Annotated in this window: 10 protein-coding genes; 8 read left to right on the forward strand and 2 right to left on the reverse strand. The window is 73.4% G+C overall.

Features of this window, described 5'->3' with window-relative positions; translation table 11 throughout:
- Positions 1 to 6: 6 nt before the first annotated feature.
- From AA23TX_RS02470 to AA23TX_RS02485, 4 genes are read left to right on the forward strand one after another with little or no spacing between them, the layout of a single operon-like run.
- Positions 7 to 1263, forward strand: a complete 1257-nt coding sequence (locus AA23TX_RS02470; protein ID WP_155540971.1) for an ABC transporter substrate-binding protein — start codon at positions 7 to 9, stop codon at positions 1261 to 1263.
- 5 nt (positions 1264 to 1268) lie between these two features.
- Positions 1269 to 2174, forward strand: coding sequence for a carbohydrate ABC transporter permease (locus tag AA23TX_RS02475; protein ID WP_155540972.1), 906 nt, complete (start codon positions 1269 to 1271; stop codon positions 2172 to 2174).
- Complete coding sequence (locus AA23TX_RS02480; protein ID WP_155540973.1) at positions 2171 to 2986, forward strand: carbohydrate ABC transporter permease; 816 nt, start codon at positions 2171 to 2173, stop codon at positions 2984 to 2986. Before AA23TX_RS02475 ends, AA23TX_RS02480 begins: the two co-directional genes overlap by 4 nt.
- On the forward strand, positions 2983 to 4347 hold the full coding sequence (locus AA23TX_RS02485) for a GH1 family beta-glucosidase (protein WP_155540974.1): 1365 nt from the start codon (positions 2983 to 2985) through the stop codon (positions 4345 to 4347). The genes AA23TX_RS02480 and AA23TX_RS02485 overlap by 4 nt, the downstream gene beginning before the upstream one ends.
- Before the next feature lie 137 nt (positions 4348 to 4484).
- On the opposite strand, the gene AA23TX_RS02490 is transcribed toward AA23TX_RS02485, so the two are convergent.
- Complete coding sequence (locus AA23TX_RS02490) at positions 4485 to 8108, reverse strand: ATP-binding protein (RefSeq protein ID WP_230862311.1); 3624 nt, start codon at positions 8106 to 8108, stop codon at positions 4485 to 4487.
- 195 nt (positions 8109 to 8303) lie between these two features.
- Positions 8304 to 11552: an ATP-binding protein gene (locus tag AA23TX_RS02495; protein WP_155540975.1), complete on the reverse strand. Its 3249-nt coding sequence runs from the start codon at positions 11550 to 11552 to the stop codon at positions 8304 to 8306.
- Positions 11553 to 11732: 180 nt separating this feature from the next.
- Between AA23TX_RS02495 and AA23TX_RS02500 the strand changes: the two genes are divergently transcribed.
- The 4 genes from AA23TX_RS02500 (at position 11733) to AA23TX_RS02515 (ending at position 14281) form a co-directional block, all read left to right on the forward strand.
- Complete coding sequence (locus AA23TX_RS02500; protein WP_155540976.1) at positions 11733 to 11990, forward strand: WXG100 family type VII secretion target; 258 nt, start codon at positions 11733 to 11735, stop codon at positions 11988 to 11990.
- On the forward strand, positions 11987 to 12241 hold the full coding sequence (locus AA23TX_RS02505) for a WXG100 family type VII secretion target (protein WP_155540977.1): 255 nt from the start codon (positions 11987 to 11989) through the stop codon (positions 12239 to 12241). The genes AA23TX_RS02500 and AA23TX_RS02505 overlap by 4 nt, the downstream gene beginning before the upstream one ends.
- Before the next feature lie 63 nt (positions 12242 to 12304).
- Positions 12305 to 12907 (forward strand): helix-turn-helix transcriptional regulator, encoded by a 603-nt coding sequence (locus tag AA23TX_RS02510; RefSeq protein WP_155540978.1) that lies wholly within the window; start codon positions 12305 to 12307, stop codon positions 12905 to 12907.
- A 48-nt stretch (positions 12908 to 12955) separates the two neighbouring features.
- The gene (locus AA23TX_RS02515; protein WP_155540979.1) at positions 12956 to 14281 is read left to right on the forward strand and encodes an amidase; all 1326 of its coding nucleotides are present in this window, start codon (positions 12956 to 12958) and stop codon (positions 14279 to 14281) included.
- Positions 14282 to 14343 lie beyond the last annotated feature (62 nt).

The raw sequence follows: 14343 nt of genomic DNA on the forward strand, positions 1-14343 counted from the left end.
AGCCCGTTGCGCACGATCGTCCGCCGGACCGCCGTAGCGGTCGCCGCGTTGATCCCGCTCGCCGCCTGCAGTCCCGCTGACTCCGGCGGCCCGACGAAGCTCACCATCGCCACCTTCGGCGAATTCGGCTACGCGCCCCTGATCGCCGAGTACCAGAAGCTGCACCCCGAGATCACGGTGCAGAACCGCGTCACCGATTTCGACACCCACCACAAGGGCCTCGCGACGCAGCTCGCCACCGGCCACGGTGCCGCCGACGTCGTCGCGATCGAAGAGCAGTACATCCCGCAGTACCGGAAGGCGAAGGACAAGTTCGTCGACCTCGCCTCCTTCGGCGCGCGGGACCTCGAGAAGCAGTGGGCGCCCTGGAAGTGGGCGCAGGGCACCGACGGCGCGTTCGTCCTCGGCCTCGGCACCGACATGGGCAGTCTCGCGCTCTGCTACCGGCGCGACCTCTTCCAGGCCGCGGGCCTGCCGACCGACCGTGACGAGGTCGCGAAGCTGATCCCGGACTGGGACGCCTACGCCGCCGCGGCCGACCGGTTCACGGCGAAGACGCCGGGCGTGAAGTTCGCGGACTCCGCCGGGACCGTCTACACGGCGATGCTCAACCAGTCGCCGGAGAACTACTTCTCCGCGGCCGACGACTCCTTCATCGGCGACCGCAATCCCAGCGTGCGCACTGCGTTCTTCCTCGCGGGCGGTATCGCCGCGAAGGGGGAGACGGCGGCCGCGACCACCTTCACGCAGGCCTGGAACGTCGCGATCAAGCAGGGCTCCTTCGCGACCGTCGCCTGCCCGGCGTGGATGCTCAGCCAGATCAAGGAAGCCGGCGGCGACGGCAACAAGGGCAAGTGGGACGTCACGACCGTGCCCGGCAAGAGCGGCAACCAGGGCGGCTCGTTCCTGACCGTGCCGAAGCAGGGCGAGCACCCGAAGGAGGCGTACGAGCTCGCGCGCTGGCTGACCGCGCCGGAGCAGCAGAAGAAGCTCTTCCTCTCCGACGGCATCCTGCCCAGCGAGCCGTCGGTGTACGCGGACCCGCAGGTCGTCGCGCACACCGACCCGTACTTCGGGGACGCGCCGATCGGGCGGATCTTCGCCGCGTCGGCGGACCAGCTCCGGCCCAACTACCGCGGCCTGCGCGACGCCGACGTCCGGCCGGAGTACGGCCGCGCCCTCGGGCGGATCGAAGACAAGACCGACGGCGTCGACCGGGCCTGGACGGAAGCCGTCCAGCAGGCGCAAGCCGCCCTGAAGTAGCGCGCGTGCAGCACCGGCTCGCCCGTTTCGACCGCAAGGCCACGCCGCTGCTGTTCGTCGCGCCCTTCTTCGCCCTGTTCGTCGTCTTCGGCGCCTTCCCGTTGCTCTACACGGCGTGGGTGTCGCTGCACGACTGGAACCTGCTGGAAGGCGACCAGGGCTACCTCGGCCTGGCGAACTACGGCGACCTGCTCGCGGACCCGAACTTCTGGAACGCGCTCGCCAACACCGTCGGCATCTTCGTGCTGGCCGCCGTCCCGGAGTTCCTGCTGGCGCTGGGCATCGCGGCGCTGCTCGACCGCCCGCTGCGCGGCGCGACCTGGTGGCGCACCGGGATCCTGCTGCCGAACGTCGTGTCCGTCGTCGCGATCGGGCTGGTGTTCGGGCAGCTGTTCAGCCGCGACTACGGCGTCGTCAACGAGGTGCTGGGCTGGTTCGGCGTCGCGCCGGTCAACTGGCAGGCGTCGAGCTGGACGTCGCACTTCGCGGTGGCGTCGATGGTGCTCTGGCGCTGGACCGGCTACAACGCGCTGATCTACCTGGCCGCGATGCAGGCCGTCCCGGGCGACCTCTACGAAGCCGCCGCGCTGGACGGGGCTTCGCGCTGGCGGACGTTCTGGTCGATCACCGTGCCGGGCATCCGGCCCGCCTTGGCCTTCACCGCCATCGCCGGCACGGTCAACGGCCTGCAGCTGTTCGCCGAGCCGCAGCTGTTCGACACCGGCGGGTCGGGCGGGACCGGCGGCAACGACCGCCAGTTCCAGACGCTCGTGATGTACCTGTACGAGAAGGGGTTCACGCACTTCGACGCCGGCTACGCGGCCGCGCTGACCTGGGTGATGTTCGTGGTCTGCGCGCTGTTCGCCCTCGTGAACTACCGGCTGGTGCGCCGGTTCGTGAGGTCGTCGTGAGGCGCCCCGGCGGCTGGGTCTACGCGGTGCTGGTGGGCGTCCTCGGCGCGTCGATCTTCCCGCTGTACTGGTCGTTCGTCGTGTCCACAAGGGACAATGCGGCGATCGGGGAGACGTCGCCGCTGCTGCTGCCGGGCGGGCACCTCGTCGAGAACGTCCGGCGCGTCTTCGACACCGTCGACTTCTGGCTGGCGCTGGGCAACTCGCTGATCGTCGCGGGCACCGTCATGGTGTCCAACGTCGTGCTCGCGAGCCTGGCCGGGTTCGCCTTCGCGCGGCTGCGGTTCCGCGGGCGCAACACGCTGTTCCTGCTGGTCGTCGGCTCGGCGATGGTGCCGGCGCAGCTCGGCGTCATCCCGCTCTACCTGGTGGTCGGCGAGCTCGGCTGGTACGGGCGGCTCGAAGCGGTGATCGTGCCGGGGCTGCTGAGCGCGTTCAGCGTGTTCTGGATGCGCCAGGCGTGCGAGAACGCGATCAGCGCCGAGCTGGTCGACGCGGCGACCGTCGACGGCTGTTCAATCCTGCGTACCTACTGGCACGTGGCCGTGCCCGCGTTGCGCCCGGCGGCCGCGGTGCTCGCGATGCTGACGTTCATGGCCGCGTGGAACGACTACTTCTGGCCGCTGGTGGTACTCGACCCGAACGAAACACCGACCGTGCAGGTCGCCCTGTCGCAGCTGGCCAGTGGTTACTACACCGATTACGCGCTCATGCTCACCGGGGCGACCGTGGGCGTGCTGCCCGTGATCGCGCTGTTCCTGCTGCTGGGCCGCCACATCGTCCGGGGGATCCTGAAAGGGGCACCAGTATGACCTTTCCGACGGGCTTTCTGTGGGGCGCGGCGACCGCGTCCTACCAGGTCGAAGGCGCGGTGGCCGAGGGCGGCCGCGGACCGTCCGTCTGGGACACTTTCGCGGCTCGCCCGGGCGCGGTCCTCGACGGCGCGTCCGGCGAGGTAGCGTGCGATCACTACCACCGCTTTCCCGAGGACATCGGGCTGCTGGCGGATCTGGGGCTGGGTGCGTACCGGTTTTCGGTGGCGTGGCCGCGGGTGATGCCGGACGGCCGGACGCCGTCGTCCGCCGGCCTGGCGTTCTACGACCGGCTGGTGGACGAGCTGCTGCGCCGCGACGTCGTGCCGGTGCTGACGCTGTACCACTGGGACCTGCCGCAGGCTCTCGAGGACGCGGGCGGCTGGCCCGCGCGCGACACGGCTTACCGGTTCGCGGACTACGCCGCTCACGTCCACGACGCTCTGGGCGACCGGGTCGAGCAGTGGACGACGATCAACGAGCCGTTCTGCGCGGCGTTCCTGGGGTACGGCAGCGGGGTGCACGCGCCGGGCGTCCAGGACTACGACACGGCGCTGGTGGCGGCGCACCACCTGCTGCTCGGGCACGGGCTGGCGACCCGGGCGCTGACTTCGGCGGCGCGTCCGGGGCAGGAGTTCTCGCTGGCGTTGAACTTCGCACCGGCGTTGCCGGACGGCACGTCGCCGGCGCACCTCGAGGCGGCCCGGAAGTTCGACGGGATCCACAACCGGTTCTTCCTGGACCCGGTGCTGGGGCGCGGTTACCCGGAGGACGTCGTCGCCGATGTGGCCCACCACGGAGGCCGGTTCGCGGCTTCTGTGCTGGATGGTGACACGGACACGATCGCGGCGGCGATCGACTGGCTGGGCGTGAACTACTACGCGCCGGCGCGGGTGACGCCCCTCGAGGACCTTTCGGTGCACGGCAACTGCCCGCTGCCGGGGTTGCGGGGCGTGGACGTGCTGCCGGCCGTCGGCCCGCTGACAGCGTTCGGGTGGGAGCAGGCGCCCGAGGTGTTCACGTCACTGCTGGGCTGGATCTCGTCGCGGTCCGGCTTGCCGTTGGTGGTGGCGGAGAACGGTGCGTCCTTTGTGGACAAGGTGGTGTCCGGCCGGGTGCACGACGCGGCCCGGGTGAACTACTTGCTGGAGCACATCCGCGCGGTCCACGAGGCGATTCGGCTGGGCGCGGATGTGCGCGGGTACTTCGCGTGGTCGTTGCTGGACAACTTCGAGTGGGCGATGGGGTACTCGCAGCGTTTCGGCCTGGTGCACGTGGACTTCGAGACGCAGGTCCGGACGGTCAAGGACTCGGGCCGGTTCCTGGGCCGGGTCGCGAAGGCCAACGCACTGACGGACTAGCCGTGTCGACCCCTGAATCACGCGTGTCGACCTCCTGATCACGCGTGTCGACCCTTCCCGCACGTGGGCGCCGCGGCCGACCGCCGGACGGGTGTGACGGGAGGGTCGACACGCGTGATTTTAGGGTCGACACGGCGTCAGGGGCGGTGGCGGAAGGCGTCGGCGACGCCCGAGCGGGACGGCGTCTCCAGCTTGCCCAGGAGGCGGGTGACGTGGGCCTGGACCGTCCGCCGTGGCAGCGACAGCTCTGCCGCGATGTCCGGGTTCGAGCGGCCCTCCGCGACCAAGGCCGCGATCCGGATCTCGATCGGCGTCAACGACTCCCAGCCGTGGCCCGGCCGGACCGCGGAGAACAGCGCCCCGCGTCGGACACCCAGCCGGCGGAGGCGGGTCTCCGCCCGGCGCAAGTCCCAGCGCGCTCCCAGCGTCGTGTAGATCTCCGCCGCCTCCTCGAACGCCGCGTGCGCCGCGTCGAGGCGGCCCGCGCGGGCCAGCAGGTCCGCCGCGTCCTCGAGGACCGATGCCAGCTCCGGGCGGCGGCCGACCGCGCGGAAGTGCTCCGCCGTCGCCAGTACCGCCGCCGGGTCCTCCTCGATCAGGCCGCGGCACCACGACACCGCCGCGTGCGCCCGCGCCGGCCGTCGCTCCTTCGCCGCCTCCTCCTCGCAGACCTCCAGTGCCCGGCGGGCGCGGACGACGTCGTCCTGCTCCATCGCCAGCCGCACGAACGTCGGGAGCCACTGGTGGCGCAGCATCATCTGCGCGTACGTCGGGTTCAGGATCGGCTCGAGGACGGCCATCGCGCGGGCCCGGTCGCCGCGCTGCTCCGCCGCGAGCGCGTCCGCGACCAGCAGGAAGTCGAAGCTCTCGCGCTCGGCGCCGGTCGCCGGGGCGTACTCCTCCGCCGCGTCGAGGTGGGCCGCCGCCTGCGCGCGGTCGTCGCGGCGGCCCGCGATCAGCGCCGCGACGCCGTGCAGCAGCAATGCCGCCGGGCCGGGCTCGCGCAGGCCGTAGAACGTGATCGCCGGGCCGTCCTCGGTGACCGTGTCCAGCTCGACCAGCGCCTCGTCCCAGCGCCCCTCCCAGTACCGGTGCACCGCGACGGACACCTGCAGCCCCACCGGCATCGAGTGCCGGGCCGCGACGTCGCCCGCCGCCCGCAACGCCGCGTCCGCCTCGGCGAGCCGGTCGAGGTTCTGCAGCGTGAACACGCGGTTGTCGAGCAGGTCGAGGTGCAGGTCGGCCAGCTCGTGCTCGTCGCCGACGGCCTCGATCGCCGCGTCGATGTGCGTCAGCGCGGAGTCGTGCTGGCGGCGCACGGACTCCACCAGCCACAGCGACTGCAGCGCGTGCGCGGTCAGGTACCGGTCGCCGCCGGCGAACGACTTGGTCTCGTACGCGGCCTTCTCCGCGGTGTCCAAATCGGACAGATCGCCACGGCGGAAGTTCGCCAGCAGCTGCCGGTGCTTGACCCGCCAGAGCTCCGGCACGGCCGGGTCGTCGGCCGACGCGGCGAGGATCGCGACCGCGCCCTCGGTGTCCCCTCGGCGGTGCTTCAGCGCCGCGAGGACGTGCCGCATCTCCTCGGCGGACTCCGGGTCGGTGGCCACGTCGAGAGCTTGCTGCGCCAGGGACTCCGGGTTGCGTTCCAGCCGGAACAGCACCTTGACCAGCGCCACGAGCAGGACTTCGCGCCGTGGCCCGGCACCCGCGGCCAGTGCTCGTTCGAGCAGTTCGACGGCGATCAGCGGCGCCCGGTTGGACACGGCCGCGTGGTGCGCGGCCAGCCAGTCCAGCACCCATTCGTCCACAGTGGCCGGTGCGGCGACCAGCTGCTCGGCGACGCGCTTGACCGGCGCGCCGATCCCGGCGAGCGCTTCCGCGGCCTGCCGGTGCAAGGCCGCCCGGGTCCCGGCCAGCAGCCGGTCGTACAGGGCCTGGCGCAGCAGGGGATGGCGGAACGCGAGCTGCGTCCCGGTGTCGATGAGGACGTTCGCGGCGACGGCTTCTTCCAGCGGTTCCAGCAGGTCCGACGGCCGCGTGCCGAGTACCGCGGCGATGTCCCCGACGGCGAACTCCATGCCCAGCAGCGCGCCCCAGCGCAGTACTTCCTGCGTCCGCGCGGGGAGGAAGTCGAGCCGCCGGTCGACCGCGGCGACCAGCGACCGCGGCGCTTCGAACTCCGCCGGGTCGTCGACGTCGGCCTCGCCGCCGGAGACCTCGACGGCGCCGGCGCGCAGCAGGACGTCGACCATCTCCTTGACGTACAACGGGTTCCCGGCGCCACGAGCGGCCAGCTCGCGCAGCCCGGGCCCGGGGACGGCGCCGATCTGGTCCTCGATCAGCCGTCCGACGTCCGCACCGGTCAACGGAGCGAGGTCGAGCACCACGCCGTCGCGCGCCTGGACGCCGCGGCGCAGCTGGGCCAGCTCGGCGCGGTCCGGCGCCGGCCGGGTCGCGGCCACCAGGAGCAGCGGCAGCTGCCGGGTCGCCGCGCAGAGGCGGTGCCAGACCAGCACGGACGCCTCGTCCGCCCACTGGAGGTCGTCGACCACCAGTACCTGCGGCGAGCGCGCGCACAGCTCGTCGACCAGGGCCAGGAGCCGGTCGACGGCGCCGAGCACCGGGTCGGCCGGGCCGAGGCCGCGGCGCACCGGGCCTTCACCGGCGAGTTCCTTGGCCACCTTCGCGCGGCGCGGGTCGGCCGAATGCGCGTCGATCGCCAGGCACTCCAGCATCACCTGCAGCGGAAAGCGCGTGCTCAGCTCGTCGGCGGCGGCCCAGAGCCGCTGGAACCCCGGGCCGTCCGGCAGGGTGCTGGTGAGCAGCTCCGACTTGCCGATGCCGGCTTCGCCCTCGATCCACACGGCCCGGCCGCGCCCGGCCCGGACGTCGGCGACGAGCTCCGCGAGCCGGGTCGTCTCGGCTTCCCGGCCGAAGAGCCGGTGCCCGCTGACCTCGACCGGCGCCGCGGGCGCGTCGAGGCCCGGGTCCTGGGCGAGGATCTGCTGGTGGAGGCGTTGCAGCGCGGGGCCGGGCTCGACGCCGAGCTCCTCGACGAGGGTGGCGCGGGCGTCGCGGAAGACGTCGAGGGCGTCGGCGTGCCGGCCGCTGCGGTAGAGGGCGAGCATGAGCGACTCGCGCAGCGACTCCCGCAGGGGGTGCTCGCCGGCCAGCACGGCCAGCTCCGGCGCGAGGTCGAGGTGCCCGCCGAGGGCCAGCAGCGCCTGGGCTCGCCGGTCGAGGGTGTTCAGCCGCAGCTCGGCGAGGTATTCGCGGTGCCGCTCGGCGAACCCGCCGGGCACGCCGGAGAGCGCTTCCCCCTGCCAGAGCGCGAGGGCGGCGTCGAGCTCGGTGACGGCCGCCCGCGGATCCCCGCGGTCCAGGTGCTGCTGCGCGCGTTCACGGTGGCGTTCGAAGACGGCGGCGTCGAGCGCGTCTTCGTCGAGCAGGAGCGAGTACCCGGCGGGGTCCGACACGAGGACGCTGGCGGCCGACCAACGCGACCGGTCCGGTTCGAGCGCCCGCCGCAGCCCCGAGACGTAGGTGTGGACGCTGCCCTCGACGCTCGCGGGCGCGGAGTCGCCCCAGACGCCGGCGATCAGCTCGGCCCGCGGGACCGGACGGCCGGCGTTGACCGCGAGCACCGCGAAGATCGCGCGCTGACGAGCGGGGCCCAGGCCGATTTCGGCCGCCCCGCGCCAGGCCCGCAGAGGTCCCAGCAAGCCCACTCGCAGACCGGTGTCCGCTTCCCCTCGCATGTCCCTGCCGTTCTTCAGGGGACGAACCCGCCGGGGGCGGGCCCCCAGGACCCCGGCGGACATCTTCGCTGCCGACTACTCCGGCGAGCTTACTGACGTGGCAAGCCCGGACCGGGTTGCCCGGTCCCGGGGTGGGTCACGACTTCGGTAGGGACCTGCGCCGCGCGCCCGGACGAGAGCCGGTCCGGGCCGGCGTCACTCCCCGGCGACCGCCCGGGACCGCACCGCGCCCGCCCGCCGGATCCCGAACGGCTGCATCCGCGTCTCCGCGCGCCGCAGGTCCCACGTCGCGCCCATCCCCGTGTAGGCCGTCAAGGCCACGCGGAACGCCGTCCGCGCGTCGTCGAGCCGGCCCGTCTCCGCCAGCAGGATCGCCGCGTCCTCGGTCGCCTTGGCCCGTTTCAGCAACCGGCCCGCCACCCGGTAGTGCGAAACCGCCGTCAGCACCGGTTCCGGATCCCCGGTGACCAGCCCGCGGCAGTGCGCGGCCGCGGCCGCGTGCGCCGGCGGGACCTCGCCCTCCGGGGTCAGCAGGCGCACCGCCTGCCGGGCGAGGTCGGTCTCGCCGAGCCACAGGCTGAGCCGCACCAGGTCGGGCAGCCACTGGTGGCGGGCCGCGGGCGGGTAGTGCTCCTCCAGCAGCGGCAGCAACGCGGCCAGCGCCGCCTCGGGCCGGCCGTCCTGCTCGGCCAGCAGGGCGCGGGCCGCGAGCAGGAAGTCGCCGCCGTCGGGCTCCAGGCCCGGGGGCCACTGCTGCCGGCCCGCCGCGTCGAGGTGCGTGCCGGCCAGGACCCGCTCGCCGCGGTGCCCGGCGATCAGCGCGCCGACGCCGTGCACCAGCAACGCCGAACCGGGGCTGCGCAAGACGTACGACGCCGTTTCCGCGCCGTCGCGGATCACCGCGTCCAGCTCGGCCAGCGCCTTCGGCCACCGGCCCAGCCAGTAGTAGTGCACCGCGCCGGCCAGGTGCATCTCACCCGGTACCGCCCGCGTCGCGGCGATCCGCCGGGCGGCTTCCAAGGGCTCGGTGGCCTCGTCGAGGCTGTCGAGGGTCGGCACGGACAGCGCGGCGTCGTCCAGCGGGTGCAGCCCGGCCGGGGCCAGTGCCGTCTCCTCGCCGAGCCGCTCGAGCGTGGCCAGCAGCGACTCGTGGCGCCCGCGCCACATCTCCGGGACCTCGGTGTCGTCGAGCGTCCGCTTCAGCTCGGCCGTCGCCTCGGCGAAGTCACCGCGGCGGTAGTAGACGTAGGCCAGGATCCAGCGCATCTCGGCGGCGCGCCTGCTGTCGGACGTCCGCGCGACGACCGACCGCGCCTCCGCCTCGGGCTCGCGGCCGAGCCAGAACAGCAGCCGCGCGAGCGTCGCCGTCAGCGTCTCCCGCGCGTCCGGCGGCAGCGTGCCCTGCGTGACGGCGTGGCGCAGCAGGTCGACGGCGACGCGCGGGGTCTCGGTGGCGACCGCGCCGATGTTGTCCAGCAGCCACGTCGTCACCCACGGGTCGACCTGCGGGGGCGCGGCGGCTAGCTGCTCGGCGACGCGGTCGGCGGGGGCGCGCGCGGCGGCGAACGCCTCGGCCAGCTGCCGGTGCAGCGCCACCCGCATCGCCGCGGGCGTCTTTTCGTAGAGCACCCGGCGCAGCAGCGAATGCCGGAATGTCAGCCGGTCGCCCGATTCGACGAGCACGCCGGACGTGATGGCCTCGTCCACCGCGCCGACCAGCGCCGTCGGCGGCCGCTCGGTCGCGATCGCGATGTCCGACAGGGAGAACTCGCGGCCCAGCAGCGCGGCCCAGCGCAGCGTGTCGCGGGTGCCGCTGGAGAGGAAGCTCAGGTACAGCGTGATCCGCGACGCCAGCGGCGCCGGGATGGTCCGGAACGAGTTGCCGTCCAGGTGCGCGTGGACGCCGTCGAGCACGATCATCGACTGCGCCAGCAGCGTTTCGACGATTTCCCTGACGTAGCGCGGGTTTCCGGAGCCGTAGGACACCAGCGCCCGCAGCCCGGGCCCGGGTGGCGCGCCCGCCAGCTCGGCGGCCAGCTCGAGCGTCTCCGCCTCGGCCAGCGGCGGCAGCGCGAGCACGGATGTGACATCGTTGTCGAGTTCGGCTCGCAGCTCGTCGAGGGCGGCGGGTCGTGGCACCGGCCGGCACGCGCCGACCAGCAGCAGCGGCAGCTCCCGCGCCTCCCGGCTCAGGTACCGCCAGACGCGCAACGTGGTGTCGTCGGCCCACTGCAGGTCGTCGACCGCGAGCACCAGCGGCGCCTCCGCGCACAGCTCGCGGACCAGCCCCAGCAGGCTGTCGACCGGGTCCTCGCCGGTCCGCTCGGCGAGCCGGGCGGCCAGGTTCGCGCGGCGCTCGTCGGTGGCCCGCGGGTGCACGCCCAGCGCGTCGAGCAGCGGCCGGAGGGCGAACCGCTGGTCCAGCGCGTCCGCGGCGGCGAAGGCGGGCCGGAAGTCCTGGGTCATGGCGAGCAGCTCGGCCAGCAGCGCCGTCCGGCCGCTGCCCGGTTCGCCTTCGAGCCACAGCGAATGCCCGGTGCCCGCACCGAGCTCGTCGACGGCTTCGCGCAGCCGGGCCAGCTCGGCTTCCCGGCCGACGAAGACGTCGGCGCGGTCCGGCATCGACGTGACGGGCGAGCGCGGCACGCGCACGGTCGGCGGCGGTTTCGGCGCCGGCTTGTCCCGCAGCTCGTCGTGCAGCCGCCGCAGCGCGGGGCCCGGCTCGGTGCCCGAGGACTCGACGAGCCTGTCCCGGACGTCGGCGTAGACCGCGATCGCCTCGGTCCGCCGGTCGGAGCGGGCCAGCGCGCGCATCAGCAGGCCGCGCAGCGTCTCGCGGAAGGGGTGCTCGCGGGTCAGCGCGGTCAGCTCGGCGATGAGTTCGGCGTGCCCGCCCGACTCCAGCACGATCTCGGCGCGACGCTCGATCGTCGCCAGCCGCACCTCGGCCAGCCGGGCGCGCTGGGCGGCGGCGAACGGCCCGGGCAGGCCCGACAGCGGGACGCCGTGCCAGAGGTCGAGGGCTTCGTCGAGGACTTCGCGCGCACCGCGCGGGTCGCCGGCCGACTGCTTGCGCTGGGCCAGTTCGCGCAGGGATTCGAACCGGTGGACGTCGATCGCGCCGGCGTCCAGGCGCAGCGAGTAGCCGGACCCGATCGACGCGAGCAGCTGCGGGCCCTCGCCCTTGGCGCGGCCGGGTTCGAGCGCGCGGCGCAGGCCGGAGACGTAGGTGTAGATGGAACCCTGGGCGCTCTGCGGCGGCGCCTCGCCCCAGACGGCGTCGATCAGCTCCTCGCGCGAAACCGTGCGGTTCGGGTTCATCGCCAGTACGGCGAGAACCGTCCGACGGTGCGCGGAGCCGAGGTCGAGCTCCGTATCGCCCTGCCACGCCTTGACCGGGCCCAGCAGCTGGAGTCTCGGTGCGGAGCCGTCCGCAGCCGACATCGGTCTCCCTTCGTGCGCTGACGAACCGTCACGCGCCGGATGCCTGACGTGAGCATACGCGGCCACCGTGAACCGCCAGGCAAGGATGGCGGACATTCGGGCAACGGCGGACGAGCGGGGTTCCGCATGGCCGCGGCGTGCGCGACCCTCGGTCCGCCGAGACCTCGAGGAGGCCCCGAAATGGCCGCAGCCGAGCCGACGGAGGACATGAAACGCGCCGCCGTCCGCATCGCGTACGCCATCGAAGCGGCGGGTGCGCACCTGCGTGACGTCAACAGCGAGATGGCGACGGCCCAGGCGTCGTGGCGCGGCGAGGCGTCGGTGCGGTTCGGCCAGGCGATGAGTGACTGGGAGCAGGAGTTCGACGTGATCCACTCGCGGCTGGTCCGGCTGTTCGAGCTGACGGGCGGCGGCGTGCCGAGGCAGCGGCGGTCATGACCCGCCGCGAGCTCGAGTTCGGCTTCGCCGATCTGGTGCTGGACCGGATGGGGGCGATCACCGGCGAGCTGGGCGACCTGCTCGCCGAGCTGGAGTCCACTGTGGAGCCGGAGCTGGCCGGCTGGACCGCCGAGGCGCGCGAGGAGTACCTGCGCGCGAAGCGCGACTGGGGCCGGGCGGCCGAGCGGATGCCGGGGTGCCTGGAGCGGGCGCGGGAGGCGGTCGGGGAGCTGGCCCGCGGCGGCCGGTGACGTCTTCACGCGCGTGAAGACGGAATAGGGAAGGCGTGAAGACCGGCCGTCCACACTGCTGCCATGAAGCCCGTCGAAGTGACCGTCCTCGCCTCGGACCCGATCACGCACGCCGGCGCGGTGACCCTGCTGGAGAGCCATCCGGACGTCCGGATCACCGATCTGGTGCCCGACGTGCTGCTGGTGATGGAGGAGCACGTCACCGAGGCGGTGCTGGGCGAGATCCGGGCGGCGAAGGCGTCGCACGTCGTGCTGGTGGTCGAGCACTTCCGCGAGAGCGACCTGATGTCGGTGCTGGAGAGCGGCGTGGTGGCGATCCTGCCGCGTCGTGAGACGGGTGGCGCCGAGCTGGTGACGGCGGTGCTCGCCGCGGGCGACGGCACGGCGAACCTGCCGCCGCGGCTGCAGGGAGCGCTCCTTTCGCAGGTCCAGCGGATGCGCAAGGACGTCCTGGAGCCGAACGGGCTCACGCTCTCGGGGCTCGCCGCGCGCGAGTGCGACGTGCTGCGGCTGGTCGCCGAGGGCTTCGGGACCGAGGAGATCGCCGCGAAGCTGTGCTACTCGGAGCGGACCGTGAAGAACGTCCTCTACGGCCTGATGACGCGCTGCGGCCTCAACAACCGCGCCCACGCCGTCGCCTACGCGCTGCGAGCGGGCGCGATCTGAGACGTTTTCTTTGCCACTGTCACCTTTTGGTGGGCTAGGGTCGCGATCATGGTGTCGACCGCAGCAGAGATCGCGGCTTCCGTCCGCGCCGGGGAGCTTGACCCGGTCCAGGTGACGAAGGAAGCCCTCGACCGGATCGCCGCGGCGGACGGTGTCGTCGGCGCGTTCCGCCGGGTGCGTGTGGAGGAGGCACTCGCGGAGGCCGCTTCGGTGGCCGCGCGGCCCGATCTCGCTTCGTTGCCGCTGGCCGGGGTGCCCGTCGCGGTCAAGGACGTCACGGAGATCGCGGGCGAGTACGCGTCGCACGGTTCGCTGGCCGGGCCGTCTTCGCCCGCCGAGGAAGACGGCGTGATCGCGGCGCGGCTGCGGGCGGCCGGCGCGGTGCTCGTCGGGCTGACGCGGGTGCCGGAACTGTGCGTCTGGCCGATGAGCGACACCCCGGACGGCATCGCCCGCAACCCCTGGGACCCGACGTACGCCTCGGGCGGCTCGTCGGGCGGCAGCGCGGCGGCGGTGGCGGCCGGGCTGGTCCCGCTGGCGCACGGCACCGACGGCATGGGCTCGGTCCGGCTGCCGGCGGCGATGTGCGGGCTGGTCGGGCTGAAGCCGGGCGCGGGCGTGCTGTCGGAGGGCGGTTGGTTCGGCATGTCGGTGCACGGCCCGCTGGCCACGACGGTCGCCGACGCGGCGCTGCTGGTCTCGGTGCTGGCGTCGGATCCTTCGCTGGCCGTGGTTTCGCCGCCGCCGGCTTCACGGATCGGGATGTCGACGACGGTGCCGCTGCTGCGCACACCGGTGCCCCGCGAGCTGGTGGCGGCGGTTTCGCGGGCGGCCGAGCTGCTGACGTCGGCCGGTCACGCGGTTTCCCCGGCGGCACCGCGCTACCCGGCGACGATGGTCCTGGGCATGACGGCCCGCTGGTGCGCGGGCCCGGCCGAGCAGGCTCGCGACTTCGACTTCGGGCGGTTCCAGCGGCGGACGCGTACCCATGTGCGGGTGGGCCGGCTGATCGAGCGAGCCGGCCTGATCCGCTCGCGCACGCGTGACCGGTGGATCGCGCGGGCCGCGGAGTACTTCGAGTCCCACGACGTCCTGATGACGCCGACGTTGTCGCACTGGCCGGTGAAGGCGGGCCGCTGGCACGAGAAGCGCTGGCTGACGAACGTCCTGCCGTCGACGCGCCTGGCCGGGTTCACGGGCCAGTGGAACCTGGCGGGCTACCCGGCGATCACGGTCCCGGTGGGCCGCTCGGTCAGGTCGGGGCTGCCGACGTCGGTCCAGCTGGTGGCGAAACCGGGCGGCGAGTCATTGCTGCTGGGCTTGGCGGCCCAGCTGGAGGCCGCGAACCCCTGGCCGAGGACCGCCCGCGGCTGAGCGCCCCGATGTGGCCCTGGTTGCGTTCAACGCAACGAAGGCCAGCTGGCGCGCTGTGGACA

The sequence above is a fragment of the Amycolatopsis camponoti genome, assembly GCF_902497555.1.
GTDB classification, from domain to species: domain Bacteria; phylum Actinomycetota; class Actinomycetes; order Mycobacteriales; family Pseudonocardiaceae; genus Amycolatopsis; species Amycolatopsis camponoti.